The sequence below is a fragment of the Planococcus sp. 11815 genome, from assembly GCF_051096385.1.
Lineage (GTDB): Bacteria > Bacillota > Bacilli > Bacillales_A > Planococcaceae > Planococcus > Planococcus citreus.
Map to the genome: position 1 here is coordinate 1,801,687 of NZ_CP096991.1, position 25,560 is coordinate 1,827,246.

Below are 25,560 nucleotides of genomic sequence, written 5' to 3' on the forward strand. Positions count from 1 at the left end.
TCTTCAGCTCGAGTTTATTTTGCGTGGGCAGCTACCAATTTCGCCATTTCATAAGCAGTTTTCGGCGGCTCTGCTTCTGTCATTGCGTGGATCAATTGCTCTTCTTCAGCTACCAGGCGCTCAATTGCCGCCATGAAGCTTTCAGCATTCACTTGTTCTTCCTCAAGCACATGGGCAAAGCCTTGCGCTTCGAACAAATTAGCATTTAAGATCTGGTCCCCACGGCTTTTTTGCTTCGATAAAGGAATGAGCAGCATCGGCTTTTTCAATGCCAAAAATTCAAAGATCGAATTCGATCCTGCCCGGGAGACGACCAGGTCCGTCAAATGCAAAAGATGCGACAATTCATGCGTCACGTATTCAAACTGGCAATACTGTTCGTGGCCTTCAAGACGTTCATCGATATTGCCTTTTCCGCATAAATGGATGATGTTGAATTGCTTGGTCAATGTATCCAGATTTTCGCGCACTGCATCATTGATAAGCGCAGACCCTTGGCTTCCGCCCATGATCATCAATACTTTATGGGTGTTGTCGAAATGGCATAATTCCCTGCCGCTCGCAGCTGAGCCATCGAGCAATTCGCTGCGGATGACCGAGCCCGTGCAAGTCGATTTCTCTTTCGGCACATGGCGCATCGTTTCCTTGAAGACCGTAAAGATATGGTCCGCAAAAGGAATCGCCAATTTATTTGCAAGGCCTGGCGTGACATCGGATTCGTGAATGATGACAGGCACGCCTGCGAGACGCCCCGCCATCGCAACCGGCACCGAGACGAAACCTCCTTTTGAAAAGATCGCGACCGGCTTCACTTTGCGGATGATGTTCAAGGCTTGCGTCAATCCTGCCCCGACACGGAACGGATCCGTGAAGTTCTTCATGGAGAAATAACGGCGCAGTTTGCCGCTGGAAATGGCGTGATAGGTGATCTCCGGATACGAATCGCTGATTAATTCGTTTTCAATTCCTTCTTTGGAGCCGATATATTCTACACGGAACCCGAGTTTTTCCAGTTCCGGAATGATTGCCTGATTTAGAGAAACATGGCCGGCTGTCCCGCCGCCCGTTAAAATGATTGTCTTGTTTTCCATCTGTTGTCCTACTCTCCTACTATGCACATATGTGTCTTCATCACTTTGCGCGGTTTGTGTGATATACTCGTTTTATTTGGTATTGCAAGTGTATTGGGAGGCTATGTATATGTACGAAACAGAAACGACTCAAGAAAAACTCAAATTGTTAATGAAAATCGTCCTGCCGATTCTCATCACCCAAGTCGCTATGTATATGGTGACTTTTTTCGATATTTACATGACCGCCCGCTACGGGACCGAGGATCTTGCCGGCGTGTCGATTGGATCCTCTTTTTGGGTTCCGGTGTATATCGGACTTGCCGGCATCCTCATGTCCATTACTCCAATTGTAGCACAATTGATGGGGGCCAAGAAAAAAGATGGCGTGAAAGACGCCGTGCAGCAAGGGATTTACTTGGCGGTCATCCTGGCGGCGATCGTCTTCGCCTTTTTCTTCTTCGGCATCGATTGGATGCTCGGCTTCATGGATCTCGAGCCCGGCGTCAACGATGTGGCCAGCCGCTATATTTTCGCGATGAGCTTAGGGCTGGTGCCCCTATTCGCTTATAATGCGCTGCGCTCGTATATCGATGCGCTCGGCGCCACGCGCGTAACGATGTTCATCACTTTGATGTCGGCGCCGATTAATGTGTTCTTCAATTATTTGCTGATTTTCGGAAACTTCGGCTTCCCTGAACTGGGCGGCCCGGGTGCCGGTATGGCTTCAGCGATCACGTATTGGCTCGTGTTGGCGATTGCCGCGTTCATCATCCACACGAATGAACCGTTCAAGTCATTTGGGATTTTCCGCAAATGGGCTCGCCCTTCCTTAAGCAGATGGAAAGAAATCACCGGCATCGGCGTGCCGATCGGCATTTCGATCTTTGCCGAAACGAGCATCTTTTCTGCGGTGACGTTCATGATGTCTGTGTACGGGACGATCACCATCGCCGCCCACCAGATCGCCTTGAACTTCGCCTCGCTCCTCTATATGCTGCCACTCAGCATATCGATGGGCGCGACGATCCTGGTCGGTTTTGAAGTCGGGGCAAAACGCGCGTCACATGCTAAGCAATACAGCTGGCTTGGCGTCGGCGCTGCCGTGACGCTCAGTGTCATCTCGTCGGGCATTCTCTATTTCCTGCGAGAACCGATCGCCGAGTTGTATTCATCCGACCCCGCCGTCATCGGGCTCGCTGTCCAATTCCTGATCTTCGCTGCCTTGTTCCAAGTGTCGGACGCCGTCCAAGCTCCGGTTCAAGGGGCGCTGCGCGGCTATAAGGACGTCAATATCACGTTCATCATGGCGCTCATTTCCTATTGGGTTATCGGGCTGCCTTCCGGCTATTTGTTCGCCACGTTTACCGATCTTGGTGCGTTCGGCTATTGGGTCGGCCTAATCGTCGGACTCACGGCAGGCGCCGTCACTTTATCGATCCGCCTGTTGATCATCCAAAAAAAACTTGCCGCTCATTGAGCGGCAAGTTTTTTGTATAGCTGGATCAATTGTGTTTTTTCCTCTTCCATAAGCGCAGACTCCCCAATTCGTTCGACCGCCAACTCCAGCTTTTCTTCCACTGATTTGCGGACACGCGGATGCGTCAGTTCGTCGTTCAGCTCCACGCGTATGCTTGCCTCCAACTCGTCTTGTGTCGTGATGCGTTGCACCCCTTGCCTGTGCGGCCATAATCGTTTATACGCCTCAATCATGGCATTGACAGCTCCTCAAGGTTTTCACCGATCAGCACAATCTGGTTGCGCAGCTTCATGTATTCTGGCAGCCACTGCACCATGCCATAAGCATACTGGAAAGAATGCGGATAGCTATGGCCAGAAAGCGTAAGATAGCCTTTGATGCGGTAAACCGTATCCGGCAAATTGCGCAGCCATTCCTCAAACGCTTCGCGCTCGATTGGCTCATCAAATGACACGATCTTCGTCTGCAAATTCAATTTTGACACCGGTGCTTGTTCGACCGGCCCGCGCTGTGCAGGGCTCACAGATTCAAGCAATTTTAGCGGCACTTTGGCATGGACCGTCTGGACGATGCGCGCCGTCGGATTGATTTGCTGAATCTCGAAAATGGCTTGGCTTTGTTCCGATTCGCTCAGCAAATCCGTTTTATTCGCCAATAATAAATCGGCGTGGCGGATTTGCTCGATGAACAGCGAGCGGATTTGCGGAGACAATTGCTGGCGCTCTAAAAAGCGTTTGCTGTCCGCCACGGTGACAATGCCACGGAAGTTCAAGCGCTCCGCAAACAAAGGCGAGAAAATCGCGTCGAGTGCTTCGACGGGATGTGCCGCTCCTGTCGTTTCGATCAGCAACACATCGAATTCAGACTCCGCGAGCAGAGTCTGGATCTGCGCTTCCGATTTTTCCGAGCCGCTGCAGCAAATGCAGCCATCCAGAATTTCCTTAAGCGGCACCCCGTCCCCGACTTCTTCCGAATCGAAATTCATCGATCCGAGTTCATTCATGAACACTGCCGGCTTCAAGCCTTTTTCTTTAAATTCCATAATCATCTTTTTCAGCAAGGTCGTTTTCCCGCTGCCGAGAAACCCACTGAACAAATACACATCAACCATCAACTCACCCTTTCTCTCATTATGCAAGAAAAGGCCCGCCGGAAGCGGGCCTTTTCAACAAACTTATTCTTCTGTGTCAGCTTCTTCATCCGCCGGTTCTTCCGTTGCTAAGCCAGCCTGCTCCATCAGGATATCTGTTGCTTCCTGGAGCTGAGGATCTTCCGTATTGATCTTTTCGCGCAATTGGTCCATGACTGCATACGTCGTGTCTTCGGTCAATACACCGTCCGCTTCCAGATCGTTCGCTTCCTGGAACTCAGTTACGGCCTGCTCCATCTCTTCTTCGAACACGCCGTCGATTTCGCCGACTTCATAACCGAGTGCATCCAGCATTTTTTCTGCCGTCTGTACTTGTTCGGATATGCTGCCATCTTTCAATTCCACTGACGGGTCAAGGAACGGTAAGGATGCATATTCTGGATATGGAACCACTTCATCCGGCTCGATGCCTTCTTCGTGGATCCAATTGCCATCCGGCGTCAACCATTTGGCGGTTGTGAACTTCAAGTTTGAGCCATCCGAAAGGTCATTCGCTGTTTGGACGGTCCCTTTCCCGAAGGTTTTCTCTCCGACCAAAGTAACATCCGCGGATTCGCTCATCGCTCCTGCCAAAATCTCAGAAGCCGATGCACTGCCTCCATCGATCAATAATGTGACCGGGATATCCAATTTATCGCCGCCTGTAGCCAAATACACTTCCGGCTCTTCGCCTTTTGCCTGCACTTCGAACATTTCCTTGCCTTCTTCAATGAACAAGTTCGAAATATCGAGTGCTGTATTCAACAAGCCACCTGGATTCTGGCGCACATCGAGGACTGCTGCTTCCATGCCTTGTTCTTCCATTTCAGCGATGGCTTTCTGCAGTTCATCATATGTGTTTTCAGAGAAACTGGTGATATTGATGTGGGCGACTTGGTCATTGACCATTTCCGCATACACCGTTTCGATCGGGATTTCATCACGGACAATCGTAATTTCGATCGGATCTGCATTCTCGCCGCGCTGGATCGTTAAGGTCACTTCGGTTCCTTTTTCACCGCGAATCAACATGACCGCTTCAGTCGTAGAAAAACCTTGAATGCTTTCTCCATCAACTTCCAATATCTGGTCATTTGGCAAGACACCTGCTTTTTCTGCCGGTGAATTTTTGATCGGCGAAACAACCGTCACATAACCGTTGCGCTCTTGGACTTCTGCACCGATTCCTTCAAAGCTGGAGGAAATGCCTTCCATGAACTGGGCAGCTTCTTTTTCATCCATATAATCGGAATACGGGTCGCCAAGTGCATCCACCATGCCATTGATGGCACCATTGATTAATTCTTCCTGTTCCACTTCCTCGAAGTATTCCTGCTCAATCTGGTCATAAGCCGAATATAACTTCTGGAATTCCTGGCGCTCAGGGCTATTCACTTCCACTGCTTTATCTTCTCCGAAAGTTAAAGCGAAAACGGTGATGCCCGCTGTCGCGATAATCAAGAAGAAGACGAGCATAATGAAATAGAAGGTTTTCATTCGAATAAAATGCGGCTTCGGTTCCTCTGCCGCCTGCGCTTCGGGTTGTTGTTCTTCGCCCGGTCGCTTTTCGTCCATATGTTTCACCACTTTCTTCATTCACTTGACAGCAAGTTTCAAACACTCTTCCGAAACTTGGCGGGGTTAAAAGAAAAAGACTGCCTCGACAGTCTTTTTCCTGTTAGTCTTGGATCGCTGCGTCCAATGCCACAACAATCATATCGTTGAAAGTTGTTTGGCGTTCTTCTGCAGAAGTTACTTCACCAGTCAATAGATGGTCGCTGACTGTTAGAATCGATAGCGCTTTGCGGCCGAATTTCGCTGCTAGCGTGTACAATGCGGAAGATTCCATTTCCAGGCCTAGAATTCCGTATTGCGCCCATTTTTCGTGCTCTGCGTGTTCGTTGTAGAAGACGTCTTCTGTAAATACGTTCCCGACGCGCAAGTTCAAGCCTTTTTCCTGCCCTGCTGCATAAGCTTTTTGCAGAAGGTCGAAGTTGGCGATCGGCGCATACGTGATGCCGTTGAAGATGATGTCGTTCATTTTCGAATCCGTCGAAGCTGCCTGTGCAAGGATGACATCGCGCACTTTGACATCTTTGTGGATCGAACCGCAAGTGCCGACGCGGATCAATTTCTGCACGTCGTATTCCTGCATCAATTCCGTCACATAGATCGAGATCGACGGGACACCCATGCCCGTTCCTTGAACGGAAATGCGTTTGCCTTTGTATGTACCCGTGTAGCCGAACATATTGCGGACTTCGTTATACAATGTTACGTCTTCAAGGAATGTTTCCGCGATGTACTTCGCGCGAAGCGGGTCTCCAGGAAGCAGAATTGTATCGGCGATATCGCCTTTTTTAGCATTAATGTGGACACTCATCATAAAACCTCACTTTATTTTAGTCGATTTAATCATACTGTTTTTTTTAGCTAAGTGCAATGAAGAGCCTCAACCTGCCTCGTATTCTTCCCACATGCGGTCGAATGTGGAAGCTTGGAGAACGGGATGCGCCTTTTCTTCGACGTATTGCGAAATCTCCTGGAAATCCGTACTCGTTTTCGGAAAGCTGTGGTCCAAAAACATCGCCTCGGCAAATTGGGAATATTCATCCTGTACAAGCTTGCCGCGGTATTTCAATGCAAATTGATAAAACGAGCGATTCACGAGAGGCCCCTCCTTTCAGCAAAAAGCCCGGACCGGAGTCCAGGCTGCCTTTTTATTCAAATAGCTGCAAATACTCGCTATAGCCTTGTTGTTCCAATTGGTCTTTCGGAACGAAACGCAATGCTGCGGAGTTGATGCAGTAGCGCAAGCCGCCAAGTTCAGATGGCCCGTCCGGGAATAAATGGCCGAGATGCGAATCGGCTGAAGCAGAACGCACTTCAGTCCGTCTCATGCCGTGGCTCGTATCGAAGCTTTCTTTGACTTCTTCGCCTTCGATCGGCTTAGCAAAACTCGGCCAGCCGCAATGTGCGTCGAATTTGTCTTTCGAGCTGAACAAGGGTTTGCCCGAGACGATGTCGACATAGATGCCTTCTTCGAAATGCTGGTCGAATTCACCTTGGAACGGCGGCTCAGTACCGTTTTCCTGCGTGACGTGGTATTGCATCGGCGTCAATTTCGCTTTCAAATCGTGTTTCATTTTGATTCCCCCCAATGGTTTTGGATAAATGCCTTGCGACCGGATCCTGTCGCATAGCGGTTATAATGCGTTGGGTTTTTCTCGTAATAATCTTGGTGATACGTTTCGGCTGGATAAAATTCCTTCGCCGGTAAAATATCCGTTGCAATCGGTTTAGTGAACTTGCCCGACTGCTCCAATTGCTGTTTGGATGCTTCAGCAGCGATCCGCTGTTCTTCCGTATGGTAATAAATGGCGGTTTTGTAAGAATCACCGCGGTCGAAAAACTGGCCGCCCGCATCGGTCGGGTCGATCTGTGACCAATACACTTCTAGCAGTTGCTCATAAGGGTAAAGCTCCGGCTGGAACGTGATTTCAACAGCTTCCCGGTGGCCGGTCAAGTTTGTGCAGACTTGCTCATAGGTCGGATTCGGCAAATCGCCGCCTGTATAGCCACTGACGACCGCTTCGATACCTTCGAGTGAATCAAAAGGCTGTACCATGCACCAAAAACAGCCGCCGGCAAATGTCGCTTTTTCTGTCTTCATCTTACTCCTCCTCACATTATGGCTGAATCGTTACTAAAAGACGGATGTCGTCTTCTTCAAGGTCGAACGATGTTGCGCGTACTGAAACGCCGCCGTTGATGGGAATTTCGGTGAGATTCAACACGACTTCCTCTTCTTTCGGCAGTACTTCCATAAATTCTGGAAGATCCACGGAGTCTCGAAGCAATTTTAACGCTGATTCCGGTGGTATGTCGAGCCGTCCGACTTCGACCGAACGCTGTTCCAACAGCAAATTGCCATCCGGCAGCACGACCGGGTCGAATGTCAACAAGATCGGCAAGGTCACCCCGAAGACCGTTAACTCGGTCGACAAACTGACATTGTCAGTCACCGCGAGGCGCAAAGGCATCGGCTGGCCTTCCATCGCATCGGCGATATAGGTATTCGCAATGCCTTCAAAATCGGCTTTTGTCGTATTGACGACGACGGTATTGCCTTCAGGCGGCGGGCTGCTTTCCGCTTGATAGGTTTTAAAGTTATCGGATGGTGTTGTAATGAACAGGAAAAATCCAATGACGGCAATAAGGTTCAACACCAATAGCACGAAAAAGGCAAAACGCCATTTCTTCATCTTTCCACCTCCTATCCTTGGAAGCTGATTCCGCATTGCTCCATTCTTTCCGATACCCGCTCAGCCATCAAGTCATAGCCTTTGCTATTTGGGTGGAAAAAATCGGTATGATATACCAAATTCTCGTTGCCGACGAATAAATCGCTGACAGGGACGAAACAGGCATGCGGATCGTCTTCCACTGTTTCTTGCATGACTCCATTATAGGAGGCGATGATTTGATCGAATTCCTCCACTTCATCCGTCACCAGTGAAAACGGATTGTACAGGCCGACGACGATGAGCGGCGCAGATGGATTCAATGAACGGATGGATGCATAAATGGTCTCGAAGCGGTTCTGGTAAAGAATTAACTCTTCGGTGAATGCATCGATATTCAGCGAAAACAAATCCCGTTTCACGATGCGCATGACGTCGTTGCCGCCGATTGTCATGAAAATGTAATCCGAAGCGAGCAACGGACCGGACAGCTTGCCTTGCTGGAACAGCGCCAATAATTGGTCGCTTCTTCTGCCGCGCTTCGCTGTGTTTTCAAGGGCGATGCCTTCCACCCCCGGCCATTCCGCCATTTCGATCGCCAGGCGGCCGGCATAGCCCCCGCGGTTCTCCGTATCACCCACTCCTTGTGACAAAGAATCGCCAAGGGCCGTGATGATGACAGTTTGCGGGATGAAGTTCGGCGGGACGGTGTAAGGGGTGAATTCCACCGGCAAGCGCGGCGCCGCTTCTTCTTTACCGAAATTGAACGTTGAAGCACATCCCGCAAGCACAATCGATAAAGCGATGACAATATACAGGATGCGTTTCACGTCCGTCTCTCCTTTATGATTCTTTTAATTTACTCCGTGTAATACATGAACCCGATGGCGCCAATTCCCGTATGCGTGGAAATGACCGGAGTCGTGAAATCATAGCGTACGGCGGTAAAGCCGGTTTCCTTGATTTTTTCGCGCAGCGGCTCGGCCATCGACTGGCCATTTGCCTGGGCGATGCCGACACCTTTGACCACTTTGCCTTTTGTGCGTTCAGCAAAATCTTTCACCAAATAATCGACCACTTGCTTATGGCTGCGCATTTTGGCGACAGGGGTGTATTCGCCGTCGTCAAGAGAAGCAATCGGTTTGATCTTCAAGAACGATCCGATCATCGCACGGCCTTTGCCGATGCGCCCTCCTTTGACTAAATTATCGAGCGTATCGACTACGACATACAGTTTCGTATTGCGCCGCACCAGCTCCACGCGTTCGACGATTTCCTGGACGGTTTTGCCTTGCTTCGCCATGTTTGCAGCTTCGAATACCTGGAACGTCAGGGCATGGGAAATATAACGGGAATCGATGACGGTGACATCGGAAGCGGTCAATTCCGCAGCGGTTCGAGCAGATTCCACGGTGCCGCTCATGCCCCCGGTCATATGGATTGAAATGATTTGGCTTCCGTCCTTGCCGAGTTCGTCATAGAGCTCCTTGAAAACGCCTGGTGCCGGCTGGGAGCTCTTCGGGAATTTATCCGAATTCTTCATCAGTTCAAGAAAAGCTTCCGGTTCCAAATCGACGCGGTCGAGATAGGTCTTGCCCCCGATTTGGATCGACAACGGAACGACGTGTAGCCCGTATGCTTCTATTTCTTCTGCTTTCAAATCAGCAGTCGAATCCGTTACAATGTGAATTTTCGACATTCGATCACTTCCATTTCATCTGCTTATAGGGTGTTAATGGGATTAACTTTTCACACAAACGATTTACTGAACATCAGCCAGCGCTTGTTCAATACGGCTTCTGACCAATTGCACCGCTTTCACGCCCGCAGCGTCCAGCTCTTGCGGAGTTAAGGGTTCAAGCACTTGAACCCTTACACGGGCCGGGCGGATTTGGTTATTGTTGTTTTCCATTATGCGCGATGTGCCTTCGATGGCGATCGGCACAACCGGTACGCCAGCTTCTTTTGCGATGCGCATGAATCCTGCTTTAAACTCCTTGAGCCCTTGCCCTTTGCTTCTCGTGCCTTCCGGGAAAATCAAAATGGAATGGCCTTCGTGAAGCTTTCCGATGGTATCGGTGATGGACTTGAACGCGCTGCGGCGATCGGTGCGGTCGAGGAATACGCAATTCATCTCTTCCATATAAGACGGGATGATCGGAAATTTCCTCACTTCTTCTTTGGAAATAAAGCCGAACGGTTTAGGGATCGACGACAACAGCACTGGGATGTCGAAGTTGCCTTCGTGGTTGCTGACAAATAACACGGGCCCTTCCGGTAAGTGTTCGAGCCCGCTCACTTCGACCTGGCTGCCCGTCCGCTTCATGATGCCTGCCGCCCATTTCTGGGGTTCGCTATGGATCAGCTTGCTGTATTCCTCTTGGCTCATGCCCGCTTTACGCTTTTTGAACTTCGCCAGATTGGTTGCAGCAATCGGCAAATAGCCGAATAGATAAGAAAATGTTCGGGCGGACTTAATCACCTGATTCTCCCCCTGTGTTTCGTTCGTACACCAAATACGAATACGGGATGCCGTTCGAGTGTTGGCGTTCAGACTCCGATACTAACTTCCATTCCCTTCCGTATTCAGGAAAAAACGTATCTCCCTCGAACGGTTGATGAACCAGTGTAATATACAGCCTGTCGGCGATCGGTAAGGCTTCACGGAAAATCTGCTCGCCGCCGATAATCATTACTTCGTCGTGCTGCTCTTTGGCCAATTCGATGGCATCTTCCAGGTTATGGGTGATGTCGGCGCCTTGTGCTGTGTATTCCGTGTTGCGCGTCACGATGATATTGCGCCGCTTTGGCAAGGGACGGCCAATCGATTCAAAAGTATTGCGCCCCATTACCATGCCTTTTCCGAGGGTGTGTTTTTTAAAATAGGCCAAATCTCCCGGAATATGCCACGGCAATTGATTGTCCTTGCCGATTACGTGATCCTGGTCATGCGCCACCATCAATGAAATCATAAGTTCTCCTCCTTGGCCGTTATACAGCAACAGGCGCTTTGATCCGCGGATGCGGGTCATAGCCCTCGATTTGAATGTCTTCCATGTCCATATCGAACATCGATTTGCCTTCTGTTAATTTCAAAATTGGCAAAGCTTTCGGTTCTCTGCTCAATTGCTCCTGCACTTGTTCTAAATGGTTCACATAAAGATGCGTATCGCCGGTCGTATGAATGAATTCACCAGGCTCGAGCCCGCATTCCTGTGCAACGAGATGCGTCAAAAGGGCGTAGGACGCAATATTGAACGGCACGCCGAGAAAGACGTCCGCGCTTCTTTGGTATAGCTGGCACGACAATTTGCCGTCTGCTACGTAAAACTGGAACATGATGTGGCAAGGCGGAAGCGCCATATCATCGATGAATTCCGGATTCCATGCCGTTACCAAATGGCGGCGCGAGTCTGGATTGTTCTTGATCGATTCAACGACATTTTTTAACTGGTCAATCTGGCCGCCGTCAGTCGCTGCCCACGATCTCCATTGCTTGCCGTAAACCGGCCCCAAATCACCGTATTTTTTTGCAAACTCGTCATCTGCCAGTACTTTTTCCTGGAACAGCGTCATTTGCTGTTTGTACAGTTCTGCAAATTCCGGATCGCGCTGTGCCCGCCTACCGAAATCATTCATGTCCGGTCCGTCGTATTCATCGCTTTCGACCCACTGGGCAAATGCCCACTCATCCCAAATGTGGTTATTATCTTTCAATAAAGTTTGGACGTTCGTATCGCCTTTGATGAACCAGAGAAGTTCAGAGACGATCAGGCGAAACGCTGTTTTTTTGGTGGTCATGAGCGGGAAGCCCTCTGCCAGGTCAAAGCGCATCTGGTGGCCGAATACGCTGAGCGTCCCGGTCCCCGTACGGTCTTCTTTTTTGGCTCCTTGATCCAGAATATGTTCACACAACGCTAAATATTGTTTCATGCAATTCCCTCCATTATTAGTATCATCATAACAAAAACAAATCGAATAAGAAAAACTTTAAGAGTATCACATCCGAAGAAAGAAATGGGCGCATTAAAAAAAACCGTTATGGTGATAACGGTTTCAGGAAAGCCATTTAGGCGGTGTATTTTTTGACCAGTAGATGTCCCCGATGCTGATGTGACGCTGGTACTGATCGCTTGCCAAATGGTAATGGAAATTGAACGAATAGCCTTCAAGCGGTTTTTTCTCAGTCCGGACATGGAAGCGGATTTCATCTTGCCCGCTGTCTTTGTCATAGACGTGAAAGATTTTCTCGGCGTGGTCGCCGGACGGTTTTTCGGAAATCGCCAAATTGCGCAATCTGTCTTTGCCGTATGCAGCCAGTTCCGTGTCGATGACGTCCTGGATCGTCGGCAAAATGCGCGTACGGAATTCCGAGTCGATCACCGGGCCAATGCGCGAACCGAATTTCATATAGGACTGCTCTTCAGCGGCTTGGCGGAAATCGGCCAAAATCGAGTCTGCCGTCACATAATACTCTTCCGGGTCGATCCATTCTATCGTATATTGTTTCGTATCCCCTTGGCTTGCATGTGATTTCGGTTCCCCTTTTTCATCGAGCAAGGACTCCCAAATCATATGGTTCGGTGTAATTGCGCCCAATGTTAGGACCGCCACTACGACCATCAAGGATTTTTGCCACCAGCTTTTCACATTCATCACCTTCAATTTTGAACATTTTGTCAAGCTTACTATTGTAATAAACGATTTTTATGTGGAAAGGTTTCATCTTCTTCTAATTCATTGTACAATAAAGCGAGTAAGCACGCCTTGTTTTTTTCAAAAAGGAGGAATTTTCATGGACGCGTCATTATTGATTGGATTGGGTCTATTGTTTATGCTTGTGTATTTGACTTCGCTATCCTTTACAGACTAAAAAAATCTCCCGCTTTGGGAGATTTTTTTATTGTGTCGAGAAAGGTAAGAAGCCGTATTTTCCGAAGCTTATCGCTCGCTTTCCGCGGGCGGGAATCGAGCCTCCTCGATCGCTACGCTCTCTGCGGGGTCTCTCAAACCCGTCGCTTCGCTGCTCCCGCAGGAAAAATAAGATCGAACTACGTGAGAGCTTATCTTTGCGAAGTAATGCGCAGCATTATTGAGCAGAAGGGTTTACGAACGAACGCTTCTTTAAACACTAAACCACATCATTGATTTTTGAATGCGGAAAAGATAATCTTCGTTTAATTTATAATGGATTTCAGACTTCTTCAACACTCCGAAAAAAATCTCCCGCTTTTGGGAGATTTTTTATTGGGTCTTATTCATTTGGATGACACCGAAATGGAATTTCGTATTTGGGCGCACGCGCCGCTTGAAGCCGAACGCCTCAAAATCAGTCGAGCGGAAATGCGCTTTCAAGACGACGCTTTTCCTAGCGACGCGCTTCGCTTCCTCTACCCATTCCTCCGTCAATTGCCCGTGGTCCGCATTGTTCCGGAGCGGCGCGAAGTTCGACGCTTCGGCAATCTGTTCCGTGAACATCGGATCCATGTAAACGACATCGAAGGCATCATCATCAAGGCCCTTCAAATAATCGACCGCATTTTGCGGGACGACTTGGATGCGCCTCATCGATTCGTGCAGCTTCGGCATGTCCTGATAATTTTTCAAGCCTTCCCGGATGACATGGGCGATGACCGGGTCGCTTTCACAACCAACGACTTTTCCTGTGCCTCCAACGACAAGCGAAGCAATGAGCGCATCACTTGCCATGCCGAGCGTGCAATCCAGATAGGCATCTCCTGGCCCGAGTCCGGACACTTCAACAAGTGGATCGTTTTCTAATGGCCGCTTCGAGCGAAATGCCGCCGAATTGGGATGAAAAAAGAACGGCTCGCTTTGTCCGACTGGATAAAGCTCGAGCCGTTCTTTTTTGCAGACGATGATGTCCGCAGCCAGTTCTTCGTGCAGTTTGTAGATCGGCCGCTTATTGCGCTCGACTACCTGCAGACCAAGGAGCTGTGCGGTCTCTTGTGCACAGCGCTTAGTCGCATCAGTCGGCCGGTAAGCGGTCGTGACGACCGTCTTCACTGCGCTGCTTCCTCGATCGCTTGTTTCACGGCATCACGCACTTGTTCCATCTCAAAGCCTTCGATTTCTTCGCGCGGAATGAAATGCGCAAGCTGCCCGTCTTTCAAGACTGCGATTGAAGGAGACGATGGCGGCACTTCCTCAAAATACTGGCGCATCTGCGCTGTCGCTTCCTTGTCTTGCCCAGCAAATACTGTCACCAAATGATCCGGCTTATGCTCAGACAGTTCAACCGCTTCGCGTACTGCCGGGCGTGCAAGCCCTGCGGCACATCCGCAGATTGAGTTGATGATCACGAGGCTCACGCCTTGTGCCGTGCTCATATGTTCATTGACATCTTCAGCCGTCGTCAGCTCCGTGAATCCGGATTCCGTCAATTCTTTGCGCATCGGGACGACAATGCCCTTCATGTATTCATCGTATGCGTTCATATATATCCCTGCTTTCTTTAATTTTTTATAAGAATGGTTTTACTTCTCCACTCTTTATTCTAACTTACTTGAAGGTTAATTTCATTTGTTGACATGTAAATGATTTTAATCACATATCCTGGACTGAAATCATCTTTCCAAAATTGGACATCCAAAAAATCTTCTTGCGTTTTTTTCAGACTCCACGAAATATCAAAAAGTTATTTATTATCATTTTTTTAACATAAAAAATTTACTTATATGTTATAATTAATTTAACTTTTATAATAATTTACCATTGATGATATCAATTTTCAGTGTTTCAAAAATTGGTTTACCATAGTCTCTCTCTTCCGCTGTTATAAACTCACAAAAAAGGTTAAGGGGGGAGTTTAATGCAAGCGTTTTTCATCCTACTGGCTGTGGCTGCTGGAATCCTTTTTGCTGTTTTTGGTATTCAATGGTTAATGGTCAAATCAACTAAAAAAGCCCATGGGCCACAGGGCTATGGGCGAAATGCTTTTATCGCTTTTGCTGTATTGGCGCTTTCCATACTCATTTTTGATTTTCTAGGGACCAGGCAAATGGAAGCCGAGCGTGATAATTTACTGGTGTTAAACGATGAACTTGAATTCGAGAACAGGGAAATTGCCGCTGAAAAAAACGACTTAGAAACTAAATACAATGAATTACAGAGCGATTGGAACGACAAAAAAAATGAATTGGCTTTATTGAGTGAAGAAAACACTACGAATAAAGAACTGATTGAAGAGATGACCGTAAAAATGGCGGAAAATGAAAATGCAACTGACGAATTGAAAAAACAAAAAGAAACATTCAATCAAGAAAAAGAAGGTTTGACGGAAAATATAAGCGCTCTCGAAAAACAGCTCGCTGATGCTCAAGCTGAAAATGACGCGTTAAATGACACCATTTCAGGTTTAACAGCACAGGCTGAAGACTCGACTCCTCAAGTTTCTAATGAACCATCAACAGCTGCCGCAGCCCCGGCTTCATCAACTGCTTCGGTAGAGTATGACAATTGCACTGCGGCCCGGGAAGACGGGGCCGCCCCTGTTTACCGTGGCGACCCCGGATACGGTAAGCATCTCGATCGAGACGGTGACGGTGTCGGCTGTGAATAAAAATCATTGTGATTTTTCTCAGCATTGGTCATCGCTAACTAATCCCAGTAAAAAAATGGCAGCAAACTGCATACATGCAGTTTGCTGCCATTTTTTTACTGGGATCCAACTAATGTTTTTCTTTATAATGTTCATTAATATACGCCAGCATATCCCCGAAACTATCGTAATGGAACCAGTCATAGCGCATTTTCTGGTCCACTTCGCCTTCCTCATCGATATGCATGGAATTGGCGCTCAGCTGCAGGATTTCCGTATCTTCCACATCCGTCGGCTCTTCTTCGAACGCATGATCGGCGAATTCTTTCTTCACCGACTCATAAAACCTGTCGCGTTCGTCTTCCTGCTCGAATTCCCACGATTCGTACTTGCCTCGGCAAAGCACTTCTATCGAATACACTTGTTTTTCAGCCATTTTCTATCTCCTCCAAGTAAAGCGTCGTATTGCTCTTTACCTCAAGGAAGGAGGCGGGAAACATTTGCCTCTTACTTATTGTCTTTCATCGTCTGGCGGGCTTCGGTCATTTGCTTCCATACCGAACCGCGCGCTTCTTCGCCTTGTTCGATGCGGGCAATCGCCATCTTGATCTGAAGCTTCACTTCGAACTCAGGGTCATTTTCCGCTTCCTTAAGTGCCGGAAGCGCTTTTTCTGTCCCGGTTTCATACAAGAACATCGCGGCACGCCAGCGCACGAGCTTATTCTTGTCTTGCAAGGTTTCGATCATGATCGGCTCGAACGCTTCGAAGCCAAGGTCGCTGATGGTATCACCAGCTGTGCGACGGACCGCCCATGACTTGTCTCTCATCGCCTGTTCAGCGTAAGGTACGACCGCTTCGTCGTCGATATCGCCGAGATAGATGGCTGCTTGGCGGCGGATCGACATTTTGTCGTCTTCCAATGCCTTTCCTAACAACGGCAAATCCTCAAGATCCGCTTCAACCAATTGGCCGAGCAATTGAAAGCGCGTTTCCCAATCCGGTGCGTCGAATTCTTCCAGCGATACTCTGCGTTTGTCGATTTTGCCAGCCGATTCATTTGATTCGGTTTTGCTGGTCAAGGATTCCAAACGGTCGTCAGGGTAAGCCGCTTCGATTTCTTCGACGATGCTTTTGCCGATTTCCTCTTTTTCGCCGTAGCGGACGCCGTAATCTGCCCATTTGCGCTGGAAAATGAAGTTTTCATCAGTTGGGTCCATGACTTTGTTCATCGCCTGCACAAAACGGTTCGGCATCGCAAAGCGCTCTTCCGATTGCGAATCGAACACTTTTACTTGCAGCGGAATGCCTTTGAATTCCTGGACATGGACATACACTTCACCGAAATGCTCATCGATCTCGAGTTCTTCCTCGGAGCCATTGCCTTCGCCGAAGACGCGCCGGACATCAGCAAGAATGCCTTCCCAGTCGGATTTTGCGTTGCGTTCGACGGCAAGGAAATCCGCCACATGGTAGACGCCTTTGACGCCATCGATCTCTAAGATTTCCTGCACTTCTTTCGGCGCGCCTTCCGTCTGGTCTTTCTTGTAATTATGGCTTTTCCCGAACGGCAATTCCTGGTCGATGATCACTTTCATCGTATTCGGGCTTGGAGTCGGTTCAATAGCTACTATTTTCAAGATAATCCCTCCTGTGTAAATTACGCTTCTGCCAGTTCCTGCAGATAGCTCCACCGTTCGATCAATTCATCGTACTGGGCGGTGTAGGCATCGATTTGGTCGGTCAATTCCTGCAATTTATCAAAATCAGACCCGGCTTTGGACATTTCCGCCTCGGTCTGCTCGATTTTGTCTTCCACTTCCGCGATTTTGTCGAGTATGCCATCATATTCCTTTTTCTCGAGGAAACTCATCTTCTTCTTTTTTTCCGGTGCTCGCGATGCAGAGTCTGCAGCCGGCATGTCATTTGCCACAGTAGCAGCTTGCGGCTCAACTACCGGCTTCTTTTCTTTCAGCCAGTCCGTGTACAATCCTTGATACTCTTCGACCGTGCCGCTTCCGAGCGTCCATAGCTTTTTCGCGATCCGGTCAAGGAAAAAGCGGTCATGGGAAATGGTCAAGACGACGCCTGGGAAATTCTCCAAAAAGTCCTCTAAAACAGATAAAGTCTGGATATCCAAATCATTTGTCGGCTCATCGAGCAATAAGATATTCGGTTTTTCCATCAATAATTTCAGTAAGTACAAGCGCTTGCGCTCGCCTCCTGACAATTTGCCGATCAAAGTACCGTGTGCATTCGACGGGAACAGGAATCGTTCAAGCATTTGTGTCGCGGACAAGCGTACGCCTTTTTCCGCTTCAAAATCACTTGATACTTCCTGGATGTACTCGATCATGCGCTGGGATTCGTCCATTTCCGGCAAACGCTGCGTGAAATGGGCAATCTTGACGGTGCTGCCGTAGTCCAACGTGCCGCTTGTCGCTTCCAAGTCGCCAGCGATCAATTTCATAAGTGTCGATTTCCCTGCGCCATTCGGGCCGACGATGCCAATGCGGTCGCCGCCTTGCAAGAGGAAGTCAAACGAATGGAAAATTTCATGGTCGCCGTATGAAACGCCCAAGTTTTCCCCTTCAATAATCTTCTTGCCGAGTCGCTGGCTCTGCATTGATAATTCAAGGCTCGTATTATCGGACGTTGATTGCAGATCTTCCGACAATTGGTCAAAACGCTGGATGCGCGCTTTTTGTTTCGTGCTGCGGGCTTTCGCGCCACGGCGAATCCATTTCAGCTCCGAGCGGAAACGGTTGTGCATCTTCTGTTTCGTCGCTTCGGCCATTTCTTCGCGCACGGCTCTGGCTTCCAGATAATCGCCGTAGTTTCCTTTATGCGTATACATCGTCTGGTCCGCCAACTCAAAGATATGCGTCGAGACAGCGTCAAGGAAGTAGCGGTCATGCGTCACGAACAGCATGGCGCTGTTCATGCGCAAAAGTGTTTCCTGCAGCCATTCCGTAGAGCCTGCGTCCAAATGGTTGGTCGGCTCATCCAAAAGAATTAAATCAGCTGGTTCGATCAATGCTTTTGCAAGTGCTACGCGTTTGCGCTGGCCGCCGGATAATTCACTGATCTGCTGGTCGTACATATCGATGCCAAGTTTGGTCAAAGCGGTTTTCGCCAAGGCGTTGATGTCCCAGGCATTTTCGCGTTCCATGCCTTCCTGGATTTTCATCAATTCTTCCTGCAATTGTTCAGATCCAGAGTCAGCAATCATGTTTTGCAGCGCTCTTTCATAAGAGCGGTTGAGCGCGAGCAGCGGCGAGTCGCCGGAGAAGACAGTCTCAAGGACGGTCAACGATTCATCGAACTCAGGCTCCTGCATCAAGTAGGTAATCCGGTATTTTTTCGGATGGTCCATTTCCATCGTGTCGGATTCGAGATCCCCTGCGAGGATCGACAAAAGAGTCGACTTGCCGGTGCCGTTGACGCCGATCAAGCCGGCGCGTTCTCCCGGATACAATGAAAATTCGACATTGGTAAAGAGGGTCTTGACCCCCACTGATTTGCTTAAGTTTGTTACGTGTAAGTGGCTCATTTTTTCCCATCCGTTTCGTTTTGTAGTTGCTCTAGAAAGGATAGCATAAATCGGTGGCGTTCTTCAGCCATTTGCTTTCCGCTATCCGTCACCATGCGCTCTTTCAAAAGCAAAAGCTTTTCGTAAAAATGCGTCACGGTGCTCGTATCGCCGTTCCGGTATTCGTTTTCAGTCATCGCTGTGCGCGCTTGTTCATTCCGGTTATATAATTTGCGGCCTTTTGCGCCGCCGTAGGCAAAGGCGCGGGCGATGCCGATGGCGCCAATAGCATCGAGCCGGTCAGCATCCCTCACGATTCTGCCTTCAAGCGTTTCCGGCTCCTCGTTCGTCCCGCCTTTAAAGGAAACGGTCCGGATGATTGAGTGGATGTCACTGCGCTCTTTGTCCGTCAGCTCGAGCTGCAAGAGGATTTCTTGTTCCGGGTCTTCCCCTGCTTTTTTGTATTTCGGATCGGAGACGTCATGCAACAGCACGGCAAGCTCGATCAGCGCCAGATCGCCGCCTTCTGCCTGTGCAATGTGGCGGGCATTCTCCAGTACGCGCTCGATGTGCTGCCAGTCGTGGCTCGCGTCAAACTGTTCATAGATGCTTTTTACTTTCATGCGGCAGTCCGCTATTACTTGGGGATTCATGGATTCTCTCCTTTAAGGTGTCCTGACTCCATTATAACGTGAAACCGGCTGAAACGGCGCCCCATCGCCGTATTGACCTTATATGCACCATCATGTATAGTTAAGCCATCCATTGGCTCTAAGGCTGAGGGTTCGACAATCTGAATATTAGGGGGAAGGTCCATGCACCACGGAATTGTGAAATGGTTCAATTCAGAAAAAGGCTATGGCTTTATCGAATGTGACAACGGTGATGATGTTTTTGTCCATTTTACCGGCATCCAAGGTGATGGTTTCCGCTCGCTGCAAGAAGGCGCAGCCGTTTCGTTCGATATCATCGACGGCAATCGCGGGCCGCAAGCAGCAAACGTCGTGCAGGACCAACCATAAAAATTGAAACAGCAAAAGACCCAGGAATTTTTCCTGGGTCTTCTTTTTTATTCAAGTAAATCTGTGCATACTGGATTGCTATGCTAATGAAAACACCCTGCAACTGCTCAAGGGTTTACTTACCGCCCGTGCCAATTTTATTTAATTCCTGCCCCAAAAACTGCAATTGGGTGCCGACTGTGCATTCGCTGATGCAAAAGCGGTGCGCCGCCGTTTTTCCTTCGTCCTTGCGGAGTTGGGCTTTGACAAAGCAGCCTTCACAATACGTATTGAGCATTTCATCGATTTCGTTGATGATGGATACTTTTTTCATTCGGGTCCCTCCGCAAAATGTCATTCTATTATTCTACTATGAATTTGTTTTTTTCTGCAACAATCGGTATACTGGCTTGGGACATTTTCGTCCTTAGCGGTTCGAAACTTCCCGCTCTACCAAAACTAAGGAGGAAGCAGTTTGTTTAATGAATTCTTAGGGCTCGGCTTCGCCCTGTTCAATTTTGTGTTATTGCTCATCATGTATAAAGTGTTCGGCAAGACCGGGCTGTTCGCCTGGGTCGCGTTCGCCACCATCCTGGCGAACATTCAAGTGACAAAGACGATTGAGATCATAGGTTTGACCGCAACGCTCGGCAATAGCTTGTACGCCTCGACTTTTCTCGCAACCGATATCCTCAATGAAAAATACGGCAGAAAAGAAGCGAAGAAAGCAGTATGGCTCGGCTTTTCCTCGCTTTTGATCATGGTCGTGACGATGCAGTTCGGCCTTCAATTCATTCCGGCGGACAGTGATTTTGCGCACGAAGCACTCGAGACAGTCTTCGGATTGGTGCCGCAAATCGCCATTGCCAGCATGATCGCTTACTTGCTCGCGCAGCATATCGACGTCATCGTCTTTTCGGCTTTGCGAAAAATCTTTCCGAAAGACAGCCAGTTCTGGATTCGCAATAATGGCTCGACTTTGCTTAGTCAATTGATCGATACCTTGATCTTCACATCGATCGCTTTTTTCGGCGTCTTTCCGTTCGATGTCTGGATCCAGATCTTTATTTCAACGTATGTATTGAAATTCATCGTGTCGGTGCTGGATACGCCGTTCGGCTATATCGCGAAGAAAATTCGGCCGCTCGATGAACAGGAGGCCGTGCGATGATCGAATTGTTCGTGGACGCATCGACTGCTGGCGGTGTCAACGTCAGCGCAGTCGGCGTATTTTTAAGAGGCGAAGGGCATTCCATCAAATGGAGTGAATACGTCGGCGAAATGGATAATCACCAGGCCGAATTCACGGCGCTATTAACAGGGCTGGAGCTCGCTCGTCCGCTCGCGACCGGCATGGTGTCCATCAAATCGGACTCAAAACTCGTCGTTGACGCCTTCGAAAAACGCTTTGTGAAAAATCCGGTCTACAAAAAATTGCTGGACGAGTCCTTGTCGATTGCGGACGAATTCGATTATTGCTTCATCAAATGGATCCCCGATTCCCAGAACAAGGCGGCCCACGCACTTGCCAACGACAAACTAAAAGAGCATAAATAAAGAAAGCAGCCGTTCAACTGAGCGGCTGCTTTCTACTTTGGGATGCCAGAAGTCGCGCGATTCTGATATGATGGTGTCATACTGATTTACTGGAGGCTATTTATGAGATCGAAACTAGGCACCGCACTCGATATTTTCATCATCCTGATCGGCCCATTCATCATCTATGCACGCATCGTGGACATCATGCAAAACGGTGTATCGCTTTATCCGTTATTGTCGGTGATCATTGTCGGCCTCGCACTCGCTTTCGCCGTCTTCAATTTGGTCCAGCTGTTGAAAGAAAGACAAAACAGCACACCGCGCAAAAAATAGCAGAAATGAGGATATCCCTTGAAAACGCTTTTATTGTATCTCGTTCCATTAATCGTTTATGCACTGATGAATAATCTGGTCAACGACAGTTTTACTTGGCCGCAATACTTGCTTCTGTTATTCGCGTTCCTGGCGTTTCAGCTCGGCCGGCTGCGCTATCCGAAAAACGAAGTGCCGCCTGCTGCCAAAGTGACGCAGGCTGTCTTCTACGTTTTGACGGTCGCCATCATTTTCCGCGATAAGTATTTGGACGCCGGCCTGATTAATTTGATGATTGTCCTTGTAGCAGTTTTTGTCATCGTCGAGTGGATCATTGCCAAACCGCAGCAAAAAACAAATGCCTAACTATAAAAACGCGAAGCCCAGACTAAGGGCTTCGCGTTTTCCTATGCATTCCCTTTAAATTACATACCACAGGATGAACAGTACGACCGCGATGCTGATCCACGTGATGATGCGGACCAAATTGCGTTTTTTGCGCAGTTCTTCTTGTTCTTTGACGTCTTTTAGCAGCGGCATTTCTCACCCTCCTTGCTGTATTTCATTTCCCAACGCTTCCTGCTTCGATTATGATGAATAAAAAGGAGGTTTTCAAGTTGAAAAAATGGCTTTTCCCCGGGATTCTCGCAGCAGCACTTGCCGGATGCAGCAATGGGCCGGCGAATCCCGATGAAGCGACCGCACCTGCAGATGTGATTGCGACAGACCTTGAAGCCCCTTGGTCAATCAACAAGCAAGGAGACGCTTTCTATATATCAGAACGCCCAGGCACAGTCGCTTATATCGATGCCGAAGGAAAGTTGGAACGCCAGGATGTCAATTTCTCTTCGCCTTTGTCTTCGGCTTCTGAAGCCGGATTTCTTGGATTTGTGCTGAAGCCGGATTTCGATGACTCACAGGAAGCTTACGGCTATTATGTCTATGAAGATAATGGCAATACTTATAATAAAATTGCAGAATTCCGGTTGGACAGCGGCAGCTGGTCGGAAACGGCCGTCCTCTTGTCAGGCATTCCAACAGGCAATGTCCATCACGGCGGCCGGTTAGAATTCAGTGAAGACGGCACGCTGTATGCCACAATCGGAGACGCATCCGAACCCGATCTTGCCCAGGACCCCGCTTCAGTCAACGGGAAGATTCTCCGCCTCAACGAATTCAATGAATTTGAAATCTACTCGCTCGGCCACCGCAACCCCCAAGGCTTGGCGTGGGACGGGGAGACGATGTTTGCAGCGGAACATGGGCAATCCGCGAACGATGAAATCAATATCATCGAACAGGACGCCAATTATGGCTGGCCCGATATCGAAGGGGAAGAAACTGCTGATGGGTTAGAAGCGCCGTTTGTCACGAGTGGTGGAGATGATACGTGGGCACCTAGCGGGATCGACTTTCACGACGGTGCGCTGTATATCGCAGCACTTCGCGGGACAGCGATCAAAGTGATGGACCCGGAATCGGCAGAAATCACCGATTCCATCGAAGGATACGGCCGCATCCGCGACGTCCATTCTGACGGCGACGATTTGTATTTCATCACGAATAATACTGATGGCCGGGGAACCCCGACAGAAGGCGACGACAAATTGTATATTTTAAATGAACAATAAAAAAGCGGAGACCAGTGTCTCCGCTTTTTTCTGCTTTTCTAGAAAGGTAAGAAGCCGTATTTTCCGAAGCTTGTCGCTCGCTTTCCGTGGGCTCGCGCCCAAGCCTCCTCAGTCGCTATGCGCCTTGCGGGGTCTCGGTCGTCTCGCTGATCCACTGGAGTCGAGCGAACGCTTCTCCAAATACTTGGACAGGACATTAATTTTGATATATTGAATAGGTAATCTCCTTTTGATTCATAGCCGATCACAGACTTCTTCAACACTATTGTTCATTACTACAGCTTCAACACCATCAACAACTCATCGATATAACGGTTGTCCGCCTTCTGGGCATTCGGCGTGATGCCGATGCGCTGAAAGCCGGATCGTTCGTAAAAACGGATGGCACGCAGGTTGGCAGAATTGACGGCGAGTTCGAGCTGCTCAAGCCCATCCCATTCTCTTGCAAATGCCAGCAACTGATCAAAAAGCGTGGACGCAACTCCTGTCCCTCTCGTTTCTTCTGCTGCATAGACGGCAAGTACTTCAGCTCGATGGCTGGTCTTCTTCCCCGACAATCTGAGCAGCGTCATCATGGCGAGCAAACGGCCTTCATCGTATGCACCGAATGTCACAGCTGAAGGATTGGCGAGATTTTTAGCGGTCGCACTTACCGGCCTTTGGCTTGCTTCATTGAAATCAGTCGAAAACGCATCGGCATCTGTCTGCAATGCCGTCAAGCGAAGTTCCCGGTATTGTTCAGCATCTTCTTCTGTTAATCGGCGATAGTCCATGGCATTCATCCTTTCTTTAACGGAATTCCTGGACGACACGCCCTTTTCCATCGTCAACGTGGAAAATCGCGTGCGCCCCGTTGACCAATATCACTTGCGGAGGCTGATGGCCGATGTCGGCATCATATACAATGGGAACTTTTAATTGCTCCGCCAGTTCTTGGTACACCATCTCCGCGGTATAGCCTTGAACGGCATCGTTCGCTTCGCTTCTGCCGAAGACGATTCCTGAACAATTGTCGAACCAGCCTGCATATTTCATCTGCAGCAAACTACGCTTTAAATCCGGTGTGTTCATTTCGCAGTTTTCCAAGAACCAGACGACTGGCTCCCCTGAAATGAATTTCTTCCGGAAAGCATCCACGTCACCGTATGGCGTACCGATCAGGTGGCGGATCACGTCGATGCATCCGCCGAGAAGACGGCCTTCCAGTCGTTCAGCTTGTCCCGATACGGTTTTCCATTCGGTCGGCTCGGTCAAATTGAAAACGCCAGGAGACGGCTTGTCATGGCTCCAATTTTTTTGGTATCGCTCAGAAGAGACTTGTTTAATGACCGTGCCTTTCGTCGAAGACAGCACATCCACCCAGCGCGCAGTAGTCGGATCGGTTTCACTGCCGCGCAAGTCGACGATATTGGTGCCATGTGCTGTCGCGATCCCGGTGTTCAAGGTGATTGCCAAGGCCAGCAAGCTGACATCCGAATACCCAAGAAGCCATTTCGGCGTAAACTTCTTGAAGTCCAGATGCTCCAGCACTTCCAATAACAGCTCCCCACCCCACGGCGGGATGATAGCGTCGACTGTGGAATCCCGCCAAATGCTGAGGAGTTCTTTTGCGCGGATGGCTGCAGGCGACGACTTCGCTTCTTTTTGTGTCCAGGCATTCGCCGTAGTTTTGATAGCAAATCCTTGCTTCTCCAACTGGGCTGTAGCTCCTTCAAGCAAATGATGAAGTTCTTCGGACACCCCTGAAGAAGGTGCCGTGACGCCGATGGTTCTTAACGCTCGATCGGGATAGCGGATCATCGTCTCTCCTCCTTACCAATTGATATAATTGAACAATACATAAACGATGCCCAGCAGTAAAGCGGCTCCAAAACCGGTTAATACAACATGGACCAAACCGTCTACCAATAGATTCGGCTGCTTGTCGAGACGCTTGCCTTTGAACTGTGAAAAATCCGGCGGCGTTTCTTTTAAATTGCGTTGCTGTATGGACAGGTCATTTTCCTCGAATTGTTTGCTCATATATATACACCCCTATAATTTAACATTTTTAAATTATTTTT

General features: G+C 48.9%; 33 protein-coding genes. 8 read left to right on the forward strand and 25 right to left on the reverse strand.

The genetic code is table 11. From position 1 onward, the window contains the following. Positions 1 to 14: 14 nt before the first annotated feature. Positions 15 to 1,091, reverse strand: a complete 1,077-nt coding sequence (locus M1Q06_RS09180; protein ID WP_434399422.1) for an undecaprenyldiphospho-muramoylpentapeptide beta-N-acetylglucosaminyltransferase — start codon at positions 1,089 to 1,091, stop codon at positions 15 to 17. 109 nt (positions 1,092 to 1,200) lie between these two features. Here M1Q06_RS09180 and M1Q06_RS09185 point away from each other — a divergent pair, with 109 nt between their 5' ends. Then, positions 1,201 to 2,550, forward strand: a complete 1,350-nt coding sequence (locus M1Q06_RS09185) for an MATE family efflux transporter (RefSeq protein WP_434399423.1) — start codon at positions 1,201 to 1,203, stop codon at positions 2,548 to 2,550. On the opposite strand, the gene M1Q06_RS09190 is transcribed toward M1Q06_RS09185, so the two are convergent. The 16 genes from M1Q06_RS09190 to M1Q06_RS09265 all read right to left on the reverse strand — a co-directional run bounded on the left by M1Q06_RS09190 (position 2,544) and on the right by M1Q06_RS09265 (position 14,381). Further along, positions 2,544 to 2,783, reverse strand: coding sequence for a hypothetical protein (locus M1Q06_RS09190; protein WP_434399424.1), 240 nt, complete (start codon positions 2,781 to 2,783; stop codon positions 2,544 to 2,546). The genes M1Q06_RS09185 and M1Q06_RS09190 overlap by 7 nt on opposite strands. Further along, positions 2,780 to 3,661, reverse strand: coding sequence for a CobW family GTP-binding protein (locus tag M1Q06_RS09195; RefSeq protein ID WP_121297507.1), 882 nt, complete (start codon positions 3,659 to 3,661; stop codon positions 2,780 to 2,782). Before M1Q06_RS09195 ends, M1Q06_RS09190 begins: the two co-directional genes overlap by 4 nt. Before the next feature lie 63 nt (positions 3,662 to 3,724). Next, positions 3,725 to 5,254, reverse strand: a complete 1,530-nt coding sequence (locus M1Q06_RS09200; protein ID WP_434399425.1) for a S41 family peptidase — start codon at positions 5,252 to 5,254, stop codon at positions 3,725 to 3,727. A 103-nt stretch (positions 5,255 to 5,357) separates the two neighbouring features. Further along, the gene (deoD, locus tag M1Q06_RS09205) at positions 5,358 to 6,062 is read right to left on the reverse strand and encodes a purine-nucleoside phosphorylase (protein ID WP_121297508.1); all 705 of its coding nucleotides are present in this window, start codon (positions 6,060 to 6,062) and stop codon (positions 5,358 to 5,360) included. 69 nt (positions 6,063 to 6,131) lie between these two features. Further along, on the reverse strand, positions 6,132 to 6,347 hold the full coding sequence (locus M1Q06_RS09210; RefSeq protein WP_121297509.1) for a YozE family protein: 216 nt from the start codon (positions 6,345 to 6,347) through the stop codon (positions 6,132 to 6,134). A 52-nt stretch (positions 6,348 to 6,399) separates the two neighbouring features. Next, positions 6,400 to 6,825: a peptide-methionine (R)-S-oxide reductase MsrB gene (msrB, locus tag M1Q06_RS09215; RefSeq protein ID WP_434399426.1), complete on the reverse strand. Its 426-nt coding sequence runs from the start codon at positions 6,823 to 6,825 to the stop codon at positions 6,400 to 6,402. Further along, positions 6,822 to 7,352, reverse strand: a complete 531-nt coding sequence (gene msrA, locus M1Q06_RS09220) for a peptide-methionine (S)-S-oxide reductase MsrA (RefSeq protein WP_434399427.1) — start codon at positions 7,350 to 7,352, stop codon at positions 6,822 to 6,824. The genes msrB and msrA overlap by 4 nt, the downstream gene beginning before the upstream one ends. Before the next feature lie 16 nt (positions 7,353 to 7,368). Beyond that, entirely contained in the window at positions 7,369 to 7,944 is a 576-nt protein-coding gene (locus M1Q06_RS09225; protein ID WP_101190405.1) for a YpmS family protein, read from the reverse strand. Positions 7,945 to 7,955: 11 nt separating this feature from the next. Next, positions 7,956 to 8,753: a GDSL-type esterase/lipase family protein gene (locus M1Q06_RS09230; RefSeq protein WP_434399428.1), complete on the reverse strand. Its 798-nt coding sequence runs from the start codon at positions 8,751 to 8,753 to the stop codon at positions 7,956 to 7,958. A 29-nt stretch (positions 8,754 to 8,782) separates the two neighbouring features. Continuing rightward, positions 8,783 to 9,622 carry a DegV family protein gene (locus M1Q06_RS09235; RefSeq protein WP_434399429.1) on the reverse strand — a complete coding sequence of 280 codons (840 nt, stop codon included), beginning with the start codon at positions 9,620 to 9,622 and terminating at the stop codon, positions 8,783 to 8,785. Between the two features lie 63 nt (positions 9,623 to 9,685). Further along, complete coding sequence (locus M1Q06_RS09240; protein ID WP_434399430.1) at positions 9,686 to 10,405, reverse strand: lysophospholipid acyltransferase family protein; 720 nt, start codon at positions 10,403 to 10,405, stop codon at positions 9,686 to 9,688. Next, entirely contained in the window at positions 10,398 to 10,895 is a 498-nt protein-coding gene (locus M1Q06_RS09245; protein ID WP_434399431.1) for a dihydrofolate reductase, read from the reverse strand. The genes M1Q06_RS09240 and M1Q06_RS09245 overlap by 8 nt, the downstream gene beginning before the upstream one ends. A gap of 19 nt (positions 10,896 to 10,914) precedes the next feature. Further along, positions 10,915 to 11,856: a thymidylate synthase gene (locus M1Q06_RS09250; protein ID WP_101805069.1), complete on the reverse strand. Its 942-nt coding sequence runs from the start codon at positions 11,854 to 11,856 to the stop codon at positions 10,915 to 10,917. A 123-nt stretch (positions 11,857 to 11,979) separates the two neighbouring features. Continuing rightward, complete coding sequence (locus tag M1Q06_RS09255; protein ID WP_434399432.1) at positions 11,980 to 12,573, reverse strand: YpjP family protein; 594 nt, start codon at positions 12,571 to 12,573, stop codon at positions 11,980 to 11,982. Between the two features lie 594 nt (positions 12,574 to 13,167). Continuing rightward, positions 13,168 to 13,950: a class I SAM-dependent methyltransferase gene (locus tag M1Q06_RS09260; protein WP_434399433.1), complete on the reverse strand. Its 783-nt coding sequence runs from the start codon at positions 13,948 to 13,950 to the stop codon at positions 13,168 to 13,170. Next, complete coding sequence (locus tag M1Q06_RS09265; protein ID WP_112231767.1) at positions 13,947 to 14,381, reverse strand: BrxA/BrxB family bacilliredoxin; 435 nt, start codon at positions 14,379 to 14,381, stop codon at positions 13,947 to 13,949. The genes M1Q06_RS09260 and M1Q06_RS09265 overlap by 4 nt, the downstream gene beginning before the upstream one ends. A gap of 374 nt (positions 14,382 to 14,755) precedes the next feature. On the opposite strand from M1Q06_RS09265, the gene M1Q06_RS09270 reads away from it, so the two are divergent. Next, positions 14,756 to 15,505: an excalibur calcium-binding domain-containing protein gene (locus M1Q06_RS09270; RefSeq protein WP_434399434.1), complete on the forward strand. Its 750-nt coding sequence runs from the start codon at positions 14,756 to 14,758 to the stop codon at positions 15,503 to 15,505. 109 nt (positions 15,506 to 15,614) lie between these two features. Here the strand turns inward: M1Q06_RS09270 and M1Q06_RS09275 are convergent, their stop codons facing one another. The 4 genes from M1Q06_RS09275 to M1Q06_RS09290 form a co-directional block, all read right to left on the reverse strand. Continuing rightward, on the reverse strand, positions 15,615 to 15,920 hold the full coding sequence (locus tag M1Q06_RS09275) for a hypothetical protein (RefSeq protein ID WP_112231763.1): 306 nt from the start codon (positions 15,918 to 15,920) through the stop codon (positions 15,615 to 15,617). A gap of 71 nt (positions 15,921 to 15,991) precedes the next feature. Further along, complete coding sequence (locus M1Q06_RS09280) at positions 15,992 to 17,122, reverse strand: conserved virulence factor C family protein (protein ID WP_434399435.1); 1,131 nt, start codon at positions 17,120 to 17,122, stop codon at positions 15,992 to 15,994. Between the two features lie 20 nt (positions 17,123 to 17,142). Further along, entirely contained in the window at positions 17,143 to 19,035 is a 1,893-nt protein-coding gene (locus M1Q06_RS09285; protein WP_434399436.1) for an ABC-F family ATP-binding cassette domain-containing protein, read from the reverse strand. Continuing rightward, complete coding sequence (locus M1Q06_RS09290; protein ID WP_434399437.1) at positions 19,032 to 19,667, reverse strand: HD domain-containing protein; 636 nt, start codon at positions 19,665 to 19,667, stop codon at positions 19,032 to 19,034. Before M1Q06_RS09290 ends, M1Q06_RS09285 begins: the two co-directional genes overlap by 4 nt. A 162-nt stretch (positions 19,668 to 19,829) precedes the next feature. On the opposite strand from M1Q06_RS09290, the gene M1Q06_RS09295 reads away from it, so the two are divergent. Next, positions 19,830 to 20,036: a cold-shock protein gene (locus M1Q06_RS09295; protein WP_058380613.1), complete on the forward strand. Its 207-nt coding sequence runs from the start codon at positions 19,830 to 19,832 to the stop codon at positions 20,034 to 20,036. A 115-nt stretch (positions 20,037 to 20,151) separates the two neighbouring features. Here M1Q06_RS09295 and M1Q06_RS09300 read toward each other — a convergent pair whose 3' ends face one another. Continuing rightward, on the reverse strand, positions 20,152 to 20,349 hold the full coding sequence (locus tag M1Q06_RS09300) for a zinc-finger domain-containing protein (RefSeq protein WP_058380612.1): 198 nt from the start codon (positions 20,347 to 20,349) through the stop codon (positions 20,152 to 20,154). Between the two features lie 141 nt (positions 20,350 to 20,490). Between M1Q06_RS09300 and M1Q06_RS09305 the strand changes: the two genes are divergently transcribed. The 5 genes from M1Q06_RS09305 (at position 20,491) to M1Q06_RS09325 (ending at position 23,497) form a co-directional block, all read left to right on the forward strand. Next, positions 20,491 to 21,186, forward strand: coding sequence for a queuosine precursor transporter (locus M1Q06_RS09305; RefSeq protein ID WP_058380611.1), 696 nt, complete (start codon positions 20,491 to 20,493; stop codon positions 21,184 to 21,186). Further along, entirely contained in the window at positions 21,183 to 21,572 is a 390-nt protein-coding gene (locus tag M1Q06_RS09310; RefSeq protein ID WP_434399439.1) for a ribonuclease HI family protein, read from the forward strand. The genes M1Q06_RS09305 and M1Q06_RS09310 overlap by 4 nt, the downstream gene beginning before the upstream one ends. Positions 21,573 to 21,674: 102 nt before the next feature. Continuing rightward, the gene (locus M1Q06_RS09315; RefSeq protein WP_058380609.1) at positions 21,675 to 21,887 is read left to right on the forward strand and encodes a hypothetical protein; all 213 of its coding nucleotides are present in this window, start codon (positions 21,675 to 21,677) and stop codon (positions 21,885 to 21,887) included. A gap of 18 nt (positions 21,888 to 21,905) precedes the next feature. Then, positions 21,906 to 22,232 (forward strand): hypothetical protein, encoded by a 327-nt coding sequence (locus tag M1Q06_RS09320; protein ID WP_434399440.1) that lies wholly within the window; start codon positions 21,906 to 21,908, stop codon positions 22,230 to 22,232. 251 nt (positions 22,233 to 22,483) lie between these two features. Continuing rightward, the gene (locus M1Q06_RS09325) at positions 22,484 to 23,497 is read left to right on the forward strand and encodes a PQQ-dependent sugar dehydrogenase (protein ID WP_434399441.1); all 1,014 of its coding nucleotides are present in this window, start codon (positions 22,484 to 22,486) and stop codon (positions 23,495 to 23,497) included. Between the two features lie 275 nt (positions 23,498 to 23,772). On the opposite strand, the gene M1Q06_RS09330 is transcribed toward M1Q06_RS09325, so the two are convergent. The 3 genes from M1Q06_RS09330 to M1Q06_RS09340 are packed head-to-tail and all read right to left on the reverse strand — an operon-like array spanning position 23,773 to position 25,519. After that, positions 23,773 to 24,270 carry a GNAT family N-acetyltransferase gene (locus tag M1Q06_RS09330; protein ID WP_434399443.1) on the reverse strand — a complete coding sequence of 166 codons (498 nt, stop codon included), beginning with the start codon at positions 24,268 to 24,270 and terminating at the stop codon, positions 23,773 to 23,775. A gap of 16 nt (positions 24,271 to 24,286) precedes the next feature. Continuing rightward, the gene (locus tag M1Q06_RS09335) at positions 24,287 to 25,297 is read right to left on the reverse strand and encodes a S66 family peptidase (RefSeq protein ID WP_434399444.1); all 1,011 of its coding nucleotides are present in this window, start codon (positions 25,295 to 25,297) and stop codon (positions 24,287 to 24,289) included. Positions 25,298 to 25,309: 12 nt separating this feature from the next. After that, positions 25,310 to 25,519, reverse strand: coding sequence for a hypothetical protein (locus M1Q06_RS09340; RefSeq protein ID WP_058380604.1), 210 nt, complete (start codon positions 25,517 to 25,519; stop codon positions 25,310 to 25,312). Between the last annotated feature and the right edge of the window lie 41 nt (positions 25,520 to 25,560).